Source organism: Gordonia sp. p3-SID1431 (assembly GCF_025143765.1).
In the GTDB taxonomy this organism is placed as follows: domain Bacteria; phylum Actinomycetota; class Actinomycetes; order Mycobacteriales; family Mycobacteriaceae; genus Gordonia; species Gordonia hongkongensis.
Map to the genome: position 1 here is coordinate 1 of NZ_JAMBDT010000099.1, position 19202 is coordinate 19202.

Consider the following 19202-nt stretch of genomic DNA (forward strand, 5'->3'; position numbering starts at 1 on the left):
ACCTCAAGGATGCGCTCGCGAAATCGCGACGCGGCACCATCGACCTGGGTTTGCTGCTGTTGCGCGTCGCGCTCGGCGGTCTGGTCGGTGCGCACGGCCTGCAGAAGCTCTTCGGGCTGTGGAACGGTCCGCGGTTGAGCGGCTTCGAGTCCATGCTCGTCGACGCCGGCTTCACCGCCGACTACGCCCAGATCCTCGCGATCGTCGGCGCGCTGTCGGAGACGATCGGTGGACTGATGGTGATCCTCGGGCTGCTGACCCCGATCGGGGCGTCGGCGATCCTCGGCACCATGCTCGTCGCCGCGGCCTACAAGATGTCGATGGCTGATGGCTTCTCGTTCTTCGCCGCCGCCGGCGGGGTCGAGTTCGAGCTCTTCCTCGCGGTGGCCGCGGCGGTCGTCATCCTGACCGGCCCGGGCCTGTACTCACTCGACTATCCACGGGGTTGGGCGCGACGGCCGTTCGTCGGCTCGTTCCTCTGGCTCATCGTCGGCGTGGCGGCAGCTGTCGCCGTCTGGGTCCTGGCCAACGGGAGCAACCCGCTCGTCTGAGTCGGCACCGACACAGAACGCGGGGGACGTATCGGAATCCGATACGTCTCCCGCACTCTGTGCTGAGTAGTCAGTCGACCTGACGCACCGCGCCGCGGTCGGCCGACGTCGCGAGCTTGGCGTACGCGCGCAGTGCGGTGGTCACCGTGCGCTGACGATCCTTCGGCTGCCATGGCCGTTCGGAGGCCTCCATCTTGGCGCGGCGCTCGGCGAGCACCTCCTCGTCGACCAGGACCTCGAGGCGGCGGGTCTTGACGTCGATGAGGATCGGGTCGCCGTCCTCGACGAGTCCGATGGCACCACCCGACGCGGCTTCGGGGGACATGTGACCGACCGACAGGCCCGACGACCCGCCGGAGAACCGGCCGTCGGTGATGAGGGCGCACTTCTTGCCCATCCCGGTGCCCTTCATGAAAGCCGTCGGATGCAGCATCTCCTGCATGCCGGGGCCGCCCGCGGGACCCTCGTACCGCACGACGAGGACCTCGCCGGCCTGGATGGTCTTGGAGAGGATGACCTGGACGGCGTCTTCCTGGCTCTCGACGACACGGGCCGGGCCCTCGAAGTGCCACAGGTCCTCGTCGATGCCCGCGGTCTTCAGGACGGCGCCGTCGGGGGCGAGGTTTCCGCGCAGCACGCACAGACCGCCTTCGACGGTGTAGGCGTGCTCGAGGTCGCGGATGCAACCGCCTGCGGCATCGGTGTCGAGCGAACTCCACCGGTTCGACGTCGAGAACGGAGTGGTGGTGCGGACGCCGCCCGGTGCGGCGTGGAAGAGTTCGACGGCCTCGTCGATAGCCTTGCCGCCGCGGATGTCCCAGTCGTCGAGCGCTTGGGCCATGGTCGGGGTGTGCACGGTCGACGCGGTGTCGTCGAGCAGGCCCGCGCGGCGCAGTTCCCCGAGGATCGCCGGGATTCCGCCGGCCCGGTGGACGTCCTCCATGTGGTAGTCCGAATTCGGCGAGACCTTCGACAGACACGGCACGTTGCGGCTGATCTCGTCGATGACCCCGAGGTCGAAATCGGCGACCTCTCCCTCCTGCGCGGCGGCGAGGATGTGCAGGACGGTGTTGGTCGAACCGCCCATCGCGACGTCGAGGGCCATCGCGTTCCGAAACGCGGTCGGCGTGGCGATGTTCCGCGGCAGCACCGATGCGTCGTCGTCGCGATACCAACGTGTCGCCGCATCGACGACGACCGTGCCGGCGCGCGCGAACAGGGCGCGGCGGGCCTCGTGGGTGGCCAGCGTCGAGCCGTTGCCGGGCAGTGCCAGTCCGAGAGCCTCGGTGAGGCAGTTCATCGAATTGGCCGTGAACATGCCCGAGCACGAACCGCACGTGGGGCACGCCGACCGCTCGACCTCGTCGAGTCCGGCGTCGTCGACGGCACTGTTCGCCGACGCCGAGATCGTGGTGATCAGGTCCGACGACGGATGTGCGACATCGCCGACGACGACTGCCCTGCCGGCTTCCATCGGCCCGCCGGAGACGAACACCGTCGGGATGTTCAGGCGCATCGCGGCGTTGAGCATGCCGGGAGTGATCTTGTCGCAGTTGGAGATACACACCAGCGCGTCCGCGGTGTGGGCGTTGACCATGTATTCGACCGAGTCGGCGATGATCTCGCGACTGGGCAGCGAGTAGAGCATGCCGCCGTGACCCATCGCGATGCCGTCGTCGACGGCGATGGTGTGGAACTCCCGCGGCACGCCACCGGCGGCCCGCACGGCCTCGGCCACGATGTCGCCGACGTCCTTCAGGTGCACATGCCCCGGCACGAACTGGGTGTAGGAGTTGGCGATGGCCACGATCGGCTTGCCGAAGTCGTCGTCGGTCATCCCGGTGGCGCGCCACAGGGAGCGGGCGCCGGCGGCTTCGCGGCCGACGGTGGTGGTACGTGACCTCAGAGCAGGCATGGGTTCCTCGAATCGATCGTGTGGCTCAGGCGGGCCCGGCGCGATCGGACGTGCGGTGACGGACCGGCGCCGGACTCTTCGGCTCAACACCGCGACCCCGGGTGTGTTCCCACGGGCTGTGGCCGGGGCGAACTGTGTTGACGGGCGCCGCCTCGCTGAGGGTGGGCGTGAGGGAGCACCGAGAAGCAGGCTACTCCGCTGTGACGATGGGTAACAAAACCATTCGGGCGTGCGGGCCGGGCCGCGCCGGTGCCGTCCTCGGTCGGGGTCAGATCCCCAGCACCGTCTTGGCGATCGAGAAGTAGAGGAGAAGGCCGGTGGCGTCGCAGAACGTCGAGATGAACGGCGTGGAGAACACCGCGGGATCGACGCGGATCGACTTCGCGATCAGCGGCATCACGCCGCCCACCGTCGCGGCAAGGGTGCACACCGACAGGATCGTCAGGCCGATCACCACACCGATCTCGAGGCCGTAGACGAGTGCGGCGACGGTGAACCCGGCGAGTCCGAGTAGCGCGCCCATGGTCAGTCCGACGCGGACCTCCTTGGCGGCGACGCGGGCGACGTCGCGCGGGGCGACCTCGTCGGTGGCGAGTGCGCGGGTCACGGTCGTCGCCGCCTGCGAACCGGTGTTCCCGCCGATCCCGGTGAGCAGCGGGATGAACAGTGCCAGCGCGACCCGCTGCTCGAGGGTGCCCTCGAAGATCTCCAGCACGTTGACGGTGAGGATCGCCGACACCGCGAGCACGAACAGCCACACGATCCGGGCGCGCGTGATCGACAGGATGGACGAGAACAGGTACGGGTCGCGGAGGGGTTCACGCGCGCCCGCACGGGCCTCGTCGGTGTCCCGGGCCTGCTCGACGACGTCGACGGCATCGTCGATCGTCAGGACGCCGACCAGGCGGCTGTCGCTGTCGACGACGGGCATGGCGAGGATTCCCCGGTCCACACACCTCTGTGCGGTGGCCTCGGCGTCATCCTCGGCATGAGCGAACATCGGCTTGTTCATCAGGTCGTGGACGGGTTCGGCCGGGTCGGCCAGGAGGAGGTCGCGCAGGCTGACCACACCGCACAGCGAGCGAGCGCCGTCGAGGACGGGCACCGTGTAGATCGTCTCCGCGGCGTGTCCGCGTTCTCGCACGCGGGCCAACGCGTCGCCGGCCGGTTCGTCCTCTCGGGCGTGGACGAACTCGGGACTCATCCGACGCCCCACCGAACCGCGCGGGTAGCCGAGAACCACCGCGGTCATGTCGCGTTCGGCCGGGGTTAACTGCTGGATCAGCGACTTGGCGACTCCCGCGGGCAACTCGTCCAGCAACTCGGCGCGATCGTCGGGGTCGAGGTGGTCGAAGGCGGCGGCCACGTCCGCGGTGCCCAGATCGTCGATGAGGCGGCGCTGCGAGCCGGCCGACAGATCGTCGAACACCTCCACCGCGAGGTCCTTGGCCAGCAGACGGAACGCGACGCCACGGGACTTGTGGGGGAGCCGGTCGAGCAGGGCGGCGATGTCGCCCGCGGGCATCGCGGACAGCGTCGTCCCGACGTCTGCGAGGCGACCTGCCGAGATCAGTTCGTCGAGTTCACCGGCGTCGAATGTTCGGGTGTGCTCCACGGCCGCACTCTATCGCCGGCAGGTGGAGGCCTCTGAGACCGAGCGGAGTCGGATCCGTGCCGGAAACGAGGAGACCGTGACTACTCGGCAGAGCGGGCCGCCTCGAAGGGGTCCGGAATGCGGCCACCACTGACGAGCGACAACGCGGGAAGATCACGGAAACCGATGGCGGGCAGACGAACTCGACTGCCATCCGTCAGGACCGCACGCACCGAACTCCACTTCGGGAACTGCAGTCCGGCGATGTCGGACCAGGCGATCTCGGTGGTCGAGAACATCCGCACCGAGGTGAGTCCGTTCTCGGTGACCACGGTCCGCAACCGGTGGATCCACAACCAGACCAGGACCGGGACGATCAGGGCGAAGGCAAACCACGGGGAGGCGCCGACCAGGAGCACGACCACCAGCGCGGCCATCGGGACCGTGAAGTAGGCGGTCCGGTTGATACGGAACGTCACCGGATAGTCGAATGCGACGTCGTCGGCAGGGGTCGCGCTGGTCTTCGGGTCTACGGGGTCGGTGGAATCAGTCGGCACCGCTCCATTGTGCCAACCGGCCCCGAGGCCTCTCGCCGACGGGTTCGTCGCGCCGGACCGAAATCGAGGTGCGCAGACAACCGACTCGACCAGTGTTTTCCCAGATGGTGAGACGGCGTGGTCCGGAGTTTGACTCAGAACCGAACACAGTCCTACCGTGAACCCGTGATGCAGAACGGGATCCTCGTAGTAATCGGCTGGCGCGTCTTCGCCTGACCGGTCACCTCGCAGACCCCCAACCGGCATCGACGCGCCACCCTCGAACAGCGGAAGCTGTCGGGGGTTTTTTCATGCCAGGTACTTCCATCACCGATATCGGATTCCACAACCAAGATGAGGATCGTGCAGTGAGCGCACCAACAGCACGCACCGACGCCGGCCGCAACGAGCCGACGCGCAACGCAGGACTGCGGCAGCAGTCTCCGGCGGCGGGCAACCTCCGTGCGGTAACCCAGCACACCGTTGCTCCCGAGCGTGTCAGCGGCGCCCAGTCTGTGGTTCGTTCCCTCGAGGAGCTCGGTGTCGAGGTCGTCTTCGGCATTCCGGGTGGCGCGGTCCTGCCGGTCTACGACCCGCTGCTGGACTCGCAGAAGGTCCGCCACGTCCTCGTCCGTCACGAGCAGGGCGCAGGTCACGCCGCGACCGGGTACGCCCAGGTCGCCGGACGCGCCGGCGTCATGATGGCCACGTCCGGTCCCGGTGCCACCAACCTGGTGACCCCGCTGGCCGACGCCCAGATGGACTCGGTGCCGGTCGTCGCGATCACCGGCCAGGTCGGTCGCGCGCTCATCGGCACCGATGCGTTCCAGGAAGCCGACATCTCGGGTATCACGATGCCCGTCACCAAGCACAACTTCCTGGTCAGCCGGGCGATCGACATCCCGAAGACCATCGCCGAGGCGTTCCACATCGCCGAGAGCGGTCGTCCCGGCGCGGTCCTGGTCGACATCCCCAAAGACATCTTGCAGGCGCAGACCACGTTCTCCTGGCCGCCGCAGATCGACCTGCCCGGTTACCGCCCGGTGACCAAGCCCCACGGCAAGCAGGTTCGCGAGGCGGCCCGCATGATCAACGCCGCGAAGTCGCCGGTGCTCTATGTCGGCGGCGGTGTCATCAAGGCGAACGCGTCGGCCGAGCTGCTGGAACTGGCCGAGCTGACCGGCATCCCGGTGGTCACCACGCTGATGGCACGCGGCGCGTTCCCCGACAGCCACCAGCTGCACCTGGGCATGCCCGGCATGCACGGCACGGTGGCGGCGGTCGCGGGCCTGCAGCGCAGCGACCTGCTGATCACCCTCGGAGCACGCTTCGACGACCGGGTCACCGGACAGTTGTCGTCGTTCGCGCCGAACGCCAAGGTCATCCATGCCGACATCGACCCCGCCGAGATCGGCAAGAACCGGCCCGTCGACGTGCCGATCGTCGGTGACTGCAAGGCGGTCATCGCCGAGCTCACCGAGGCGCTGCGCGAGGAGCGGGCGACCAGCGGCTCGACTCCCGACATCTCGCAGTGGTGGTCCTACCTCGACAACCTGCGTCGGACCTATCCTCTGAGCTACGACCGTCAGACCGACGGCTCGATGTCGCCGGAGTTCGTCATCCAGGCCCTCGGCAAGGCCGCCGGCCCGGACGCGGTGTACTGCGCAGGTGTCGGCCAGCACCAGATGTGGGCCGCACAGTTCATCTCCTACGAGAAGCCGCGCACCTGGCTCAACTCCGGTGGTCTGGGCACGATGGGCTACGCGGTGCCCGCCGCCATGGGCGCCAAGGCCGCCGACCCCGACGCCGAGGTCTGGGCGATCGACGGTGACGGCTGTTTCCAGATGACCAACCAGGAACTCGCCACCTGCGCGATCGAGGGCATCCCGATCAAGGTGGCGCTGATCAACAACGGCAACCTGGGCATGGTCCGTCAGTGGCAGACGCTGTTCTACGAAGAGCGTTACTCGAACACCGATCTGTCGACGCACTCGCGGATGATCCCGGACTTCGTCAAGCTCTCGGAGGCGCTGGGCTGCGTGGCCTTCCGCGTCGAGCGCGAGGAGGACGTCGACGAGGTGATCGCGAAGGCGCGGGAGATCAACGACCGCCCGGTGGTCATCGACTTCATCGTCGGCAAGGACGCCCAGGTGTGGCCGATGGTCGCCGCCGGTACCGGCAACGACGAGATCATGGCCGCCCGCGACATCCGGCCGCTGTTCGACGACGACGAGTCGGCGTCGGGTCCGGTGGAGATCCACCAGGCGATGGATGGCCATCAAACGGTCGACAACGCGCCGGCCGATCGCGCAAACCAGAAGGACGAGCAGTGAGCACCACCCATACCCTCAGTGTCCTGGTCGAAGACCGACCCGGCGTCCTCGCGCGGATCTCGGCGCTGTTCTCGCGGCGCGGATTCAACATCGAGTCACTCGCCGTGGGCCCCACCGAGCTCAAGGGCATCTCGCGGATGACCATCATGGTCTCGGTGGAGGACTTCCCCCTCGAGCAGGTCACCAAGCAGCTCAACAAGCTGATCAACGTGATCAAGATCGTCGAGCAGGACCCGGCGAGCTCGGTCTCGCGCGAGCTGATGATGGTCAAGGTGCGGTCGGATTCGACGGTGCGCACCGAGGTCATCGAGGTGGTGAACCTGTTCCGCGCCAAGGTGATCGATGTCTCACCCGAGTCGCTGACCATCGAGGCCACCGGCACGTCGGAAAAACTCGAAGCACTTCTGCGGATGCTCGATCCGTATGGAATCCGGGAGATCGCGCAATCGGGCGCGGTGACCCTCGGTCGGGGACCGAAGAGCATGTCGGCCAACCGCTGACAGAGAATCCCGCTGTCGTCGCGCTCATCTGAGCATCGGCGAGGAGCGACAAGGGAATTACGAATCCCGACGGATTCCGAGAATCCGCCAGGGACACCACATATCGAAGGGAAACATAGTGGCCATCGAACTGTTCTACGACGACGACGCGGATCTGTCGATCATCCAGGGTCGCAAGGTCGCGGTGATCGGCTACGGCAGCCAGGGCCATGCGCATTCGCTGTCGCTGCGCGATTCCGGCGTCGACGTCGTGATCGGTCTGCGTGAGGGCTCCAAGTCGAAGGCCAAGGCCGAGGAGCAGGGCCTCAAGGTGCTCACCGCATCCGAGGCCGCCGCCTGGGCCGACGTCATCATGGTGCTGGCGCCCGACACCTCGCAGGCGAAGATCTTCACCGAGGACATCGAGCCGAACCTGCAGGACGGCAACGCGCTGTTCTTCGGCCACGGTCTCAACATCCACTTCGGCCTCATCAAGGCGCCGGAGAACGTGACCGTCGCGATGGTCGCCCCGAAGGGCCCCGGCCACCTCGTGCGCCGCCAGTTCGTCGACGGCAAGGGCGTTCCCGCGCTCATCGCCGTCCACCAGGACCCCAAGGGCGAGGGCCAGGCGCTTGCGCTGAGCTACGCCAGCGCCATCGGCGGTGGTCGTGCCGGAATCATCAAGACCACGTTCAAGGAAGAGACCGAGACCGACCTCTTCGGCGAGCAGGCCGTGCTGTGCGGCGGCACCGAGGAACTGGTCAAGACCGGCTTCGAGGTGATGGTCGAGGCGGGTTACGCCCCCGAGATGGCCTACTTCGAGGTGCTGCACGAGCTCAAGCTGATCGTCGACCTCATGTACGAGGGCGGCATCGCGCGCATGAACTACTCGGTCTCGGATACCGCCGAGTTCGGCGGTTACGTGTCGGGCCCGCGGGTCATCGACGCCGACACCAAGGAGCGCATGCGCGGCATCCTCACCGACATCCAGGACGGCACCTTCGTCAAGCGCCTCGTCGCCAACGTCGAGGGCGGCAACAAGGAGCTCGAGGGCCTGCGCAAGGACAACGCCGAGCACCCGATCGAGGTCACCGGCAAGAAGCTGCGCGACCTGATGAGCTGGGTTGATCGTCCGATCACCGAGACCGCCTGAGTCGCAGCGGTATTGCGCTGAACGTAGCGCCGACAGCGGGTCCGCACCGATGTGGTGCGGGCCCGCGTGCGTCTCCGCAGACCCACCCCTTTTCGGCAAACCCACCGGGGTCGCGGGGTGAGGAAATACCGAAAATGGGTGGGTTCGGCTCGACGGGTTTAATGTCTGACTCGTGGACAGCCAAGGGATCGTTCTGCCACCGCCGGTCTATGTCGACGTGGAGCGTGTTGCGACATATGTTCTCGAGCCGGCGGGGCACACCGACATCGATGTGGTGATGTGCCACGGGACTCCGTGGTCGGCGTACGTGTGGGCCGGCGTGGCGCAACAGATCGGCCTCGGTCGCCGAGTCTTCCTGTGGGACATGCCTGGATACGGGCAGTCGATGGTCACGGACGCACCGGTGGATCTGGCGACCCAGATGTCGAGATTCGCTGTGCTGCAGTCTCAGTGGGGTCTGACGCGGCCGCACGTGATCGCACACGACATCGGGGGCGCGGTGGCACTGGGCGCGCATCTGCTCCACGGTCGCGAGTACGCGTCGTTGTTCCTCTGGGACATCGTGACTCTCGATCCGTGGGGGTCGCCCTTCTTCCGACTGGTCGCCGACAACACCGAGGTCTTCGAGCAACTTCCCGACCCCTTGCACGCGGCGTTGGTGCGCGAGTACATCGCCGGTGCCGCGCGGCACCGGCTGACGGACAATGACCTCGACGAGCTGACTCGTCCGTGGCTCGGCGGGGACGGCAAGGCCGGGTTCTATCGTCAGATCGCGGCATTGCGGCCGGAGCATACCAGACCCGTCGCGGAACGCCTGTCTCAGGTTCGATGCCCGACGCGGATCGGCTGGGGCGCCGACGATCCGTGGATTCCCGTCGAGCAGGCCACGCAGCTACGAGACCTCCTGCCCGACCGCCGCGACCCCGTGATCCTCGACGGTGTCGGACATCTCGCACCCCTGGAGGCGACGGCAGCGGTCACCCGGGAGATCGAGGACTGGCTCGGGGTCACCCGGTGACCGAAGCCGGCTGACCACCCGGGTCGTGCTCGGCCCGAGCAGTCGTCCCGGCGCCTCACTGCGCACGTCACCCCGCACACGACGACGCCCCGGAGGGAAACCATCCGGGGCGTCGGTGGGGGTGGGACCCAGAGTCGTCAGGCGACCCGGAACCCCTTGTAAGCGTCGAGCGAAGCGATCCGCTTCAGGATCGGCTGGATGTTGGTGCCGGTCTCGGGGCCGAGGCAACCGAGGAAGTAGTAGGCGTTCACCATGCCCACCAGCCGGTCGCCGACGACCACGGGGCTACCGGAGTCACCTTCGATGACGCACATCTGGCTGACGTGCACGTCGCCGTCGGAGAACCAGGCGATGCCGCAGGTGTTGCCGGTGGTCCGGCCTTCTTTGCAGGCGATGGTCGGGAAGGCGAGCGGCGCCTGGTCGACCGAGCGGATCGTCACGCCGCGGACCGTGCGCAGCGGCACGACTCGCGAGGCGTCGAGTTCGATGATCGCCATGTCGAGATCCGGCGCGGTGTAGGTGATGGTGCCTGCCTGGCCGCGGTCCTGGAACGTCTCGGAGTAGACCTTCTGGCCGGGAGTGCCGCAGTGTCCCGCGGTGACGCCGATGAGCTTGTTGGTCTTCGAGCGGCCGATGGTGGTCAGGGTGCAGGCCGCGGCGGAGTTGCCGCCCTTGAGCACCAGGATTCCGGACCCGCCTCCCATGAAGATCTTCGCCGGTGCGGCGACCGCGACGCCCCCTCCCCAGCCGGCCAGCACCGTCGCAGCCAAAACCGCCAACAGTACTGTCAGCTTCTTCGTCATCCGCACTCCACTTCTCGGGTCTACCAGTTCTCGATCACGGGCATCGCCGCCCGTCGGGAACTTAGCGATGGGCGGCAAGCACACCGTACCGGGCGCCCCCCCCCCCCCCCGCGGCGGGGGGGGGCCCCCCCGAAACTGGGTGGATCTGCCTCCGCTAGAACCGGCAGGACCGGATGTCCGTCGCCAGGATGGCCTTGGCGCCGAGCTCGGACAGCTCGTCCATGAGGTTCTGGTGGTCCTTGCGGGGCACCATTGCGCGGACCGCGACCCAGTCCGGGTCGGCCATGGGCGCCACGGTCGGCGACTCGAGGCCCGGCGTGAGCGCCGACGCCTGATCGAGAAGCGAACGGGGGCAGTCGTAGTCGATCATCACGTACTGCTGTCCGAACACCACTCCCTGCACTCGGGCGACGAACTGCCGTTCGGCCTTGGTGAGGTCGGCGTCGCGTCGGGAGATCAGGACCGCCTCGGAATCGCACAGCGATTCACCGAACGCCACCAGGCCGTGCTGACGCAGCGTGCGACCGGAACCGACGACGTCGGCGATCGCGTCGGCGACACCGAGCTGGATCGAGATCTCGACCGCACCGTCGAGCCGGATGATGTCGGCGGTGATGCCATGACCGGCCAGGTCCTCGCGCACGAGGTTCGGGTACGACGTGGCGATGCGCTTGCCCGCGAGATCGGCCACTGCCCACTGCTGGTCGGCCGGAGCCGCGTAACGGAAGGTCGACGAGCCGAAGCCCATGGCCAGCTGTTCGCCCACCTCGGCGCCGGAGTCGCGGGCGAGGTCACGTCCAGTGATGCCCAGGTCGAGCCGGCCGGAGGCGACATAGATCGCGATGTCCTTGGGACGCAGGAAGAAGAACTCGACGTCGTTGTTGTTGTCGAGGACCGTGAGGTCCTTGGCGTCGGTCCGGCGGCGATAGCCGGCCTCGGAGAGGATGGCCGACGCAGATTCGGAGAGCGCACCCTTGTTGGGTACGGCCACTCGCAGCATCTCGTTGTCCTTTTCGTGGAGTGCGCCTGCGGGCGCGGGGATGGAGCAGAACTGTGTCGTGTGGACTGTGTCCGGACCGGGTCAACCGGTCACAGATGTCGGTACACGTCCTGCAGCGTCAGTCCCCGCTTGATCATCATCACCTGCAGCCAGTAGACGAGCTGCGAGATCTCCTCGCCGAGCGACTCGTCGGATTCGTGTTCGGCGGCGAGCCAGACCTCACCCGCCTCTTCGATGATCTTCTTGCCCAGGGTGTGGACACCGGAGTCGAGGGCGGCGACGGTACCCGAACCCTCGGGACGGCTCTGCGCCTTGTCGCTGAGTTCGGCGAACAGCTCCTCGAAAGTCTTCACGATTCCTCATTTTTGCATGTCGAGATGCGCGCGAGACCGCCGGTCCATGCACCGGCGACATCGCCGAGGTCCAGCCCGACCAGACTGGTCCGGAAGACGCGCAACCGACCCGGCTCGACCGGTGCCGCGGACTCGACGACGAGCGTCGGACATCCGGCCGCCGATGCCGCCTGGGCACCGGTCGGCGAGTCCTCGACGGCCAGACAGTCGGCCGACGGGACACCGAGCAGTTCCGCCGCGCGCAGGTAGGGGTCGGGCGCGGGTTTGCCCACCGCCACCTCGTCGCCGCAGACCGTCGTGGTGAAGCGTCCACGCCCGATGGTCTCCAGGGCCACCTCGGTCAACTCCCGCACCGTGTTCGTCACCAGCACCATCGGGATCCCTGCCCCGGCCACAAGGTCGAGTGCTTCGGGTGCGCCGGGACGCCACGGCAGGTCGTCGGCGAACAGTTCAGCGACCCGATCGAGGGTCCAGCGTCCGTCGGCATCGGGATCGCGCTCCGCGGCGGACAGACCGGCCGCGTCGTGCACCTTCGCCAATGCGTCCGGCAGCGAGTTCCCGAGAGTGGATTCGCGGAGTTCCGGTGACATGACGATGCCGTGCCGTGCGGCCAGTTCCGCCATCGCGACGTCCCAGATCGGTTCGGAGTCGAGCAGCGTGCCGTCCATGTCCCACAGCACGGCAGCGGGGAGGCGCGCATCCGAGGGTGAGGTGGGGCCGGCGGTGGAGAGGTCGGGGGCGGTGTCGGTCACCCTTGCATCATCGCAACCCACCGCTCGGTGGGCTCGTCGGCGGGGTAGAACAGCTCGATGGTCAGCTCCTCGAGGGTGACATCGCGTGGGGAGCCGAACGTGGTGAGGGTGCTGAAGAACGACAGCACTTGGTCGCCGAGAGTGAGCCGGAACGGCACCAGCAACTGCGGTTGTCCCCCGACTCCGGCACGGTCGCGGGCGAGACGTCCGTCGAGTGCGGCGACGGTCGGATACCCCGAGACCTCCCGTTCGAGGTCGGCGAGGCGCGGATCGCCGGTGATCCGCGCCATCCGCCGGAGCAACTCGAGCAGGTAGGTCGCCCACTCGTCGAAGTTGTGCGTGGCCCGCGCGAATCCGTCCGGATGCAGCGACACCCGGAACAAGTTGACCGGTCCGGTCTGCAGTTCGGGCGGCAACAACTCGAGAAGGGTGAGCGCGGTGTCGTTGGCCAGCACGACGTTCCAGGTCCGGTCGAGCGCCATGCCCATGTTCGGGTTGTGGGCGTCGAGCAATCGCTGGACCGACGACCGGACGTGGGCCATCGTGTCCGAGTCGAGCGGTTCCTCGCTGTAGCGGGGTGCGTGCCCGGCAGCGAGGAGCAGCGAATTTCGTTCTCGCAGTGGAACATCGAGCCGCTCGGAGAGCGCCTCGAGCAGCGCCGGACTCGGGCGTGACCGACCGGTCTCGACGAAACTGAGGTGACGCGGCGAGACACCGACCTCGTACGCGAGATCCAGCTGGCTCAACGAGCGGCGAGAGCGCCACTGCCGCAGCATGCTTCCCACCTCGACGGTCATGGGGGTCATGGTAGGTCCCGGGCGGGAGCGCGGCGACTACCTCACGGGTAACGGTCGTCCGGCGATCAGGACCGTAGGCAGGACTCGATCAACTCCAACGAGTGTCCGATCGTCTGGGCGAGGACCTCTTCGGGTTCGCCGTCGAACACTTCCCGGGAGGCGCTGACGCGGCCCCGGTGATCCAGTCCGAACCACACCGTTCCCGGTGCCGCCTCGTCGGGCTCGGGACCGGCCTCACCGGTCACCGCGACGACGAGGTCGGCGTCGAACAACCTCGCGGTCGACGCCACCATCGCGCGCGCCGCGGTCTCGCTCACGACCGGCCCCTCGGGCACATCGAGCAGGTCATACTTGACGTCCTTGTGGTAGGCCACGACCCCGCCGCGGAACCACGTACCCGCGTTCGGCGCCTTGCTCAGTTCGGTTGCCAGGTTCCCGCCGGTCAGCGATTCGGCGACCGCGATCCGGACGCCCGCTTCCATCGCGGCGTCCGCCACGCGCTTGCGGGTCTCCGAGAAGTCACTCACATCCGACATGTGTCGCTCCCTTCGTGTCCGCGTCGACCATCGCTGGTTGGTATCCACAGGGCCGCGCCCTGAAACGACTACCTGGTAGGTAGTGGTGCCGGCGGCGTGGGTGCGAGACGTTGGGGACATGACCCGCATAGAGAACGACCCCGTTCGCACACGGCACACGACGGTGTTGATCTCGCCGGCGATGGGAGTGCCGGCGCGTGTGTACCGGCGCTTGACGGAGGCCCTGACCAGAGCCGGTTTCGACGTCGTGATCGTCCCTCGGCGAGGGATCGAGGAGGGAAGCGAGCCACCGTCTCGACGTTCCGACTGGTCCTATGCCGACGAGGCGGACGACCTGGCCGACGCCGTGACCGCCGCGCGGAACGAAACCCCGGAGGTGAGGGTTCTGGTGCTCGGTCACAGCCTGGGTGCACAGCTGGCGGCGGTGGTGGCGTCACGGACCGACCAAGCTCCCGACGGGGTCGTGGCGATCGGTGCATCGGTCCCCCACTTCCGCCACTACGGCGCACGCGGGATCCCGCTCGCCGCACTGGCCGCGTCGGTGACGCCGGTCGCGGCGGTGCTCGGCCGGTGGCCACGACGCGGCTTCGGCGGTCCGACGCCGCGCACGCTGATGCGGGAATGGGCGCGCATGGTGCTGACCGGGTGGGCGCCGTTCGCGCTCGACTCCCGAATGCGGTTGCCGGCGTTGTCGATCCGGTTGCACGACGACGAGGTCGTGTCCGGCCGCGCCGCGGACGCCTACGACGCGGCGTTCGACAAGGACGCGATGTCGGCACTGTGTTACCGGGCCTCCGACGGTCCGGCCGGGGGCGTCGCGACGCACCTCGGATGGACGCGGACGCCTGACGGGATCGTCGAGCTGATCGCGCGATGGTGGGAATCTCACGCCGTCCAGGAGCCCGATCGGGACTCGACGCGGTCGCGTGTGCGCACGCCGGTTCGTTCCGCCCAGGCGCCGGTAGCGAGGTAGGCCAGCACGGCGATCGCCACGCCGCACGATGTCACCACCATCCAGAACGGTCGTGCGGTGGCGCTCAGGTCGTCGGCCACAGTTTCCACCCGTCCGGAGAACGCGATGGCACCGGACACCGCCACGCCCAGCGCCGTCCCGACCTGCCGCCCGGTGGAGGCCATCGCGGAGGCGAGCCCCGCCTGGGTCCGCGGCATGCCCGAGACCGCGGCATTCGTGATGGGCGCGTTGACCAGTCCGAAGCCGATGCCGAACACGAGGTAGGCCGCGCCGAGGTAGGTGAACGGGGTGTCGGGTCCGACGCCGAGGAGCAGCATTCCGCCCGCCGCCATCCCGATCCCGCCTGCGAACAGTGACGGCCGGGACCCCCGCGCGGCCACGAGGCGTCCTGAGACCGGAGCGCAGCACGCGGCGGCCAGAGCCATCGGGATCAGCATCAGACCCGCGCCGAACGGACTCAGCCCGCGGACTTCTTGCAGGTACAGGGTGTTGAGGAAGAGGAACCCGCCGGTCGCCGCGAACGCGATGACCGCGCACACGACCGCGACGGTGAACGGCACACTGCTGAAGAACCGCGGGTCCAGGAGCGGCTCGTCGCGGCGCAATTCGTAGCAGATCAGGATCGCAGACGAGCACGCAGCGACCGCGAAACAGCCGACGATGACGCCGGACCTCCAGCCCAGCACATGCCCTTCGATGATCCCGAACGTCACGGTTCCCAACAGCACGAGGATCAGCAGCTGACCCACCACATCGGCCCGTCGAGGCTGTGGCGCCCTCGACTCAGGGACGTACCGCCGGCTGAGAACGAGGGCGAGCACGCACACCGGGACATTGAGCACGAAGATCGCCTGCCAGCCCAGGCCGGAGACGAGCGCACCACCGACGACCGGGCCGAAGGCCAGACTCGCCCCGAATGCACTTCCCCACAACCCGATCGCCCGCGCACGCGCCTTCGGCTCGGTGAACACAGTGGTCACGATCGACAGGGCCACCGGGTTCAGCATCGAGCCACCGACCGCCTGGACGGCCCGGGCCGCGATGAGCACCTCCGCTGTCGGCGACACCGCGCAGAGCACCGACCCGGTTCCGAAAACCGCGAGGCCGACCCCGAAGATGCGTCTGCGACCGAGCCGGTCGCCGGTGGTGCCACCGAGAATGAGCAGGCTCGCGACGACCAGCGTGTACGAGTCGACCACCCACTGGAGCTGAGACGGCGTGGCGTCGAGATCGGCACCGATCGACGGCAGCGCCACGTTGACCGCGGAGATGTCGAGGCCGACGAGGAACATGCTCAGACAGCAGACGACCAGGATGACGCGTCGACGCCCGGTCGTGGACATGGAGCCAATGTAGAACCCCGACCCCGGGGCGGCGCCGACCGGCTGAGGATCATGCTCACCGGGAACGAGACCCGCGAGGCGCCGGGATCGTCGTAGTCTGGGCCCACGCGCACCGCCGAGGAGAAAGCCGAGCTCCCATGTCGAAGATCCTGGTGTTCGGACACCGCAACCCCGACACCGATGCCATCGGGGCGGCGATCGGCCTCGCCCACCTCGAAGCCGCGCTGGGCAGCGATGTCGAGGCCGTCGCCCTGGGCCGGCCGAGTCTCGAAACCGCCTTCGCACTGGAGCATTTCGGACTCGACGCGCCGCGCGTCATCGAGACGGCCGCGCCGGCGGAGGTGATGCTCGTCGACCACAACGAGCGCCAGCAGAGCGTCGCCGACATCACCGACGTGACCGTCCTGAAGGTCATCGACCACCATCGGATCGCCAATTTCGAGACGGCGGCGCCGCTGTACATGCGCGTCGAGCCGGTCGGATGCACCTGCACGATTCTCACCCGGATGTACGCGGAGAACGGGGTCGAGATCCCGCGTCCGCAGGCGGGCATCATGCTGTCGGCGATCATCTCCGACACCCTCTTGTTCAACTCCCCCACCTGCACCGACGCCGATCGCGCCGCTGCCGCCGAGCTTGCCGACATCGCGGGCGTCGACGTCGACGAGTACGGCGACGCGCTTCTACGGGCCGGGACCGCGCTCGGCGACGAGCCGGTGTCGGCGATCATCGGACGGGACTCCAAGAGCTTCGAAATGGGGCCGAAGACGGTGCGGGTCTCGCAGATCACCACGGTCGACTCCGCCGAGATACTCGACCGTCGCGACGAGTTCCTGACGGCGATGACCGCCGAGAAGGAGGCAGCCGGCTACGACCTCTACCTCCTGCTCATCACCGATGTGATCAAGGCCGACTCGGACCTGCTCGTGGTCGGCGAACCCGCCTCGGCCATCGAGCAGGCGCTGGGTGTCACCGTCGCCGACGGCCACGCCTTCGGCAAAGGCGTCGTCTCGCGCAAGAAGCAGATCGTCCCGCAGTTGACCGAAGTGCTGGACGTCTGAGCGGTCTCTGGCCTCCCCGCGCACATCCGCAGTCGAGAGAGGACTCGTAACAACATAATTCGAGGACAACGCAAACCGGCGCCCCCACCTACCACAACGCACCGACAAGTTGCTGTCGCCGAATACCGTTGCACAACAGAAACTTTCGAGTTGCGAGATGCCGGCTGTGGTGTACACTCGAACGTACATTCGCAGCTACGGTTCTTGGGGGGGTGGCCATGTCTGACGGATCAGCGACGCCGCAGCCGCGTGCCGTCGAGTTGATTGCCGACCTCCACCGCATCGTGGACGAGTTGCAGACGGTCGACCTGGGGCCGTGCACCGATGCCGAGTTGGCCGAAGTGGCAGCCGATACCGAGAAAGCGATCGCACGGTTGACTGTTGCCGGTGACCGGCAGATCGATCAGGTCGAGGCCCGCGACCTGCCCCGCAAAGCCGGGTGCCGAACACTCATGCAGTACATGACCCACCGGCTACGCGTCTCCAACCCGATGCGACGCCGTAAGCAGATGGACGCCACCGCCACCCGCACCAGCCTCGGCGGCGACAAACTGGAACCCGAACACCCCACCCTGGCCGAGGCTTTCGCCGCAGGAGCGGTCGGTTCCGCACACGTGCAGGCAGCCCTCGATGTCCTCGACCAGATCCCCCACGGAATCGACCACGACGTGAAAGTCGCGGCCGAACGGCAGATGGCCGAGATCGCCACCGACCACACACCCGCCGACATCACTCAACTCGGTGCCCGGCTGCTGGCTCATCTCGACCCCGACGGCACATTGGCTGATGACACCGACCAGAAACGACGCCGCAACCTGTGGATCGGCCGCCAACGCGCTGATGGCACCGCGAAGATCTCCGGCACGCTGACCCCCGAACTCGCCGCCCGGCTGACGATGATGTTCGCGGTATGGGGCAAACCCGGGCTCAACAATCCCGACGACCCCGAGGCACCCAGCGGGCCGGCCGGGGCCGCTGACCCCGACGCCCTGACCACCGCGGCCGACCGCGACAGCCGCACTCCCGCGCAGATCAACCACGACGCCCTCGACGCCGCTTTCGCCGCCGGTTTCGCCGACGGGACCCTCGGAAAGTCGCACCGCGGATTACCCGTGCAACTGATCGTCAAAGCCGACCTCAACGACCTCATCCGTGAAGCCGGACTCGCGACCACCGCCACCGGAACCCTGCTGCCCATCCCGGACCTCATCGCCATGGCCGGTGAGGTCCAACCGTGGTTGGCGATCTTCAAAGACGCCTCCGCTGTCCCGCTGCACTTCGGGCGCGGGAAACGACTCGCCACCCGCGAACAACGCCTCGTCTCCTTCGCCCGCCCCGACGGGGAAGTATGCTCAGCACCAGGCTGCGAGCAGCCCGCCACCCACATCGAGCTTCATCACGCCCAGAAGGATTGGGCCAAAGGCGGTCTCACCGACATCGACGACCTCGCACCGGCCTGCCCACGCCACAACCGGATGGTCGGTGACCAACCCGGCCAATACACCACCCGCATCGCCCGGTCCGGACCAGACGAAGGCCGCTGCATCTGGCGACTCAACGCCGAACCCGGCGCACCACCCAACCCCGAACACATCAACCGCCGACCCGACATACCCCGGCGATTCACACAACACCTGAACACCGTGCGCGAGCAGATCCACGGGCCACCAACGCGGTCCGGCGATCACGCGCGCCCGAACAACCGGCACCACGACGACGCGCGTCGCTCATGGTCGAGAACCAGCCACGTCATCGACGTGAGACCACCCCGACCCGGCCAACGACAGCTCCGACCCTCCCTCGTCGAAGCATTCCTAGCCGAGTACCTCGCACGCAACTGACTGCGCTGCAACGCAACCCGTCGTAGCTCGCCGACCTCGACGCGCTCCTTCGTCGCTTGCTCGGCCCGGCGGCTATCGCTCCTCATACCTCAGTGTCTGCGGCCTGCCGGCCGTCGTGGACTCCGAAAGAACCCGTTGTGCTCGGCGCGAGCCCAATCACTGCT

18 protein-coding genes are annotated in these 19202 nt (G+C 67.7%); 8 read left to right on the plus strand and 10 right to left on the minus strand.

All coding sequences use genetic code 11. The features are described 5' to 3' along the window. The coding region (locus M4D77_RS19640; RefSeq protein ID WP_259937100.1) for a DoxX family protein at positions 1–551 on the plus strand (551 nt) is incomplete at its 5' end. Positions 552–621: 70 nt separating this feature from the next. On the opposite strand, the gene ilvD is transcribed toward M4D77_RS19640, so the two are convergent. From ilvD to M4D77_RS19655, 3 genes are all read right to left on the minus strand, one after another. After that, on the minus strand, positions 622–2466 hold the full coding sequence (ilvD, locus tag M4D77_RS19645; protein WP_259937102.1) for a dihydroxy-acid dehydratase: 1845 nt from the start codon (positions 2464–2466) through the stop codon (positions 622–624). A 268-nt stretch (positions 2467–2734) separates the two neighbouring features. Further along, positions 2735–4081, minus strand: a complete 1347-nt coding sequence (mgtE, locus tag M4D77_RS19650) for a magnesium transporter (protein ID WP_065632697.1) — start codon at positions 4079–4081, stop codon at positions 2735–2737. Between the two features lie 80 nt (positions 4082–4161). Then, entirely contained in the window at positions 4162–4617 is a 456-nt protein-coding gene (locus M4D77_RS19655) for a PH domain-containing protein (protein WP_068972332.1), read from the minus strand. A 347-nt stretch (positions 4618–4964) separates the two neighbouring features. Between M4D77_RS19655 and M4D77_RS19660 the strand changes: the two genes are divergently transcribed. The 4 genes from M4D77_RS19660 (at position 4965) to M4D77_RS19675 (ending at position 9579) form a co-directional block, all read left to right on the plus strand. Further along, positions 4965–6929 carry an acetolactate synthase large subunit gene (locus M4D77_RS19660; RefSeq protein ID WP_058252142.1) on the plus strand — a complete coding sequence of 655 codons (1965 nt, stop codon included), beginning with the start codon at positions 4965–4967 and terminating at the stop codon, positions 6927–6929. Then, a complete protein-coding gene (gene ilvN / locus M4D77_RS19665) occupies positions 6926–7429 on the plus strand; it encodes an acetolactate synthase small subunit (protein WP_058252141.1) in 504 nt (167 codons plus the stop codon). The genes M4D77_RS19660 and ilvN overlap by 4 nt, the downstream gene beginning before the upstream one ends. Before the next feature lie 118 nt (positions 7430–7547). Further along, positions 7548–8561 (plus strand): ketol-acid reductoisomerase, encoded by a 1014-nt coding sequence (gene ilvC, locus M4D77_RS19670; protein ID WP_065632699.1) that lies wholly within the window; start codon positions 7548–7550, stop codon positions 8559–8561. A 172-nt stretch (positions 8562–8733) separates the two neighbouring features. Beyond that, complete coding sequence (locus M4D77_RS19675; RefSeq protein WP_247449677.1) at positions 8734–9579, plus strand: alpha/beta fold hydrolase; 846 nt, start codon at positions 8734–8736, stop codon at positions 9577–9579. A 137-nt stretch (positions 9580–9716) separates the two neighbouring features. Here the strand turns inward: M4D77_RS19675 and M4D77_RS19680 are convergent, their stop codons facing one another. The 6 genes from M4D77_RS19680 to M4D77_RS19705 form a co-directional block, all read right to left on the minus strand. Further along, positions 9717–10382, minus strand: coding sequence for a trypsin-like peptidase domain-containing protein (locus tag M4D77_RS19680; protein WP_058252132.1), 666 nt, complete (start codon positions 10380–10382; stop codon positions 9717–9719). Positions 10383–10536: 154 nt separating this feature from the next. After that, a complete protein-coding gene (gene hisG / locus M4D77_RS19685) occupies positions 10537–11382 on the minus strand; it encodes an ATP phosphoribosyltransferase (protein ID WP_065632205.1) in 846 nt (281 codons plus the stop codon). Between the two features lie 89 nt (positions 11383–11471). Continuing rightward, positions 11472–11735: a phosphoribosyl-ATP diphosphatase gene (locus M4D77_RS19690; protein WP_014926729.1), complete on the minus strand. Its 264-nt coding sequence runs from the start codon at positions 11733–11735 to the stop codon at positions 11472–11474. Further along, the gene (locus M4D77_RS19695; RefSeq protein WP_259937118.1) at positions 11732–12403 is read right to left on the minus strand and encodes an HAD family phosphatase; all 672 of its coding nucleotides are present in this window, start codon (positions 12401–12403) and stop codon (positions 11732–11734) included. Before M4D77_RS19695 ends, M4D77_RS19690 begins: the two co-directional genes overlap by 4 nt. A gap of 80 nt (positions 12404–12483) precedes the next feature. Then, positions 12484–13284, minus strand: coding sequence for a helix-turn-helix transcriptional regulator (locus M4D77_RS19700; RefSeq protein WP_259937109.1), 801 nt, complete (start codon positions 13282–13284; stop codon positions 12484–12486). A gap of 65 nt (positions 13285–13349) precedes the next feature. Continuing rightward, positions 13350–13820 (minus strand): CinA family protein, encoded by a 471-nt coding sequence (locus M4D77_RS19705; RefSeq protein ID WP_259937110.1) that lies wholly within the window; start codon positions 13818–13820, stop codon positions 13350–13352. Between the two features lie 118 nt (positions 13821–13938). Between M4D77_RS19705 and M4D77_RS19710 the strand changes: the two genes are divergently transcribed. After that, positions 13939–14793, plus strand: a complete 855-nt coding sequence (locus M4D77_RS19710) for an alpha/beta fold hydrolase (protein WP_259937111.1) — start codon at positions 13939–13941, stop codon at positions 14791–14793. On the opposite strand, the gene M4D77_RS19715 is transcribed toward M4D77_RS19710, so the two are convergent. Next, entirely contained in the window at positions 14706–16136 is a 1431-nt protein-coding gene (locus tag M4D77_RS19715) for an MFS transporter (protein ID WP_259937113.1), read from the minus strand. The genes M4D77_RS19710 and M4D77_RS19715 overlap by 88 nt on opposite strands. A gap of 137 nt (positions 16137–16273) precedes the next feature. On the opposite strand from M4D77_RS19715, the gene M4D77_RS19720 reads away from it, so the two are divergent. Both M4D77_RS19720 and M4D77_RS19725 read left to right on the plus strand, forming a co-directional pair. Continuing rightward, the gene (locus tag M4D77_RS19720) at positions 16274–17197 is read left to right on the plus strand and encodes a manganese-dependent inorganic pyrophosphatase (protein WP_259937115.1); all 924 of its coding nucleotides are present in this window, start codon (positions 16274–16276) and stop codon (positions 17195–17197) included. Between the two features lie 218 nt (positions 17198–17415). Continuing rightward, complete coding sequence (locus tag M4D77_RS19725; protein ID WP_259937117.1) at positions 17416–19038, plus strand: HNH endonuclease signature motif containing protein; 1623 nt, start codon at positions 17416–17418, stop codon at positions 19036–19038. The last annotated feature ends 164 nt before the right edge of the window (positions 19039–19202 follow it).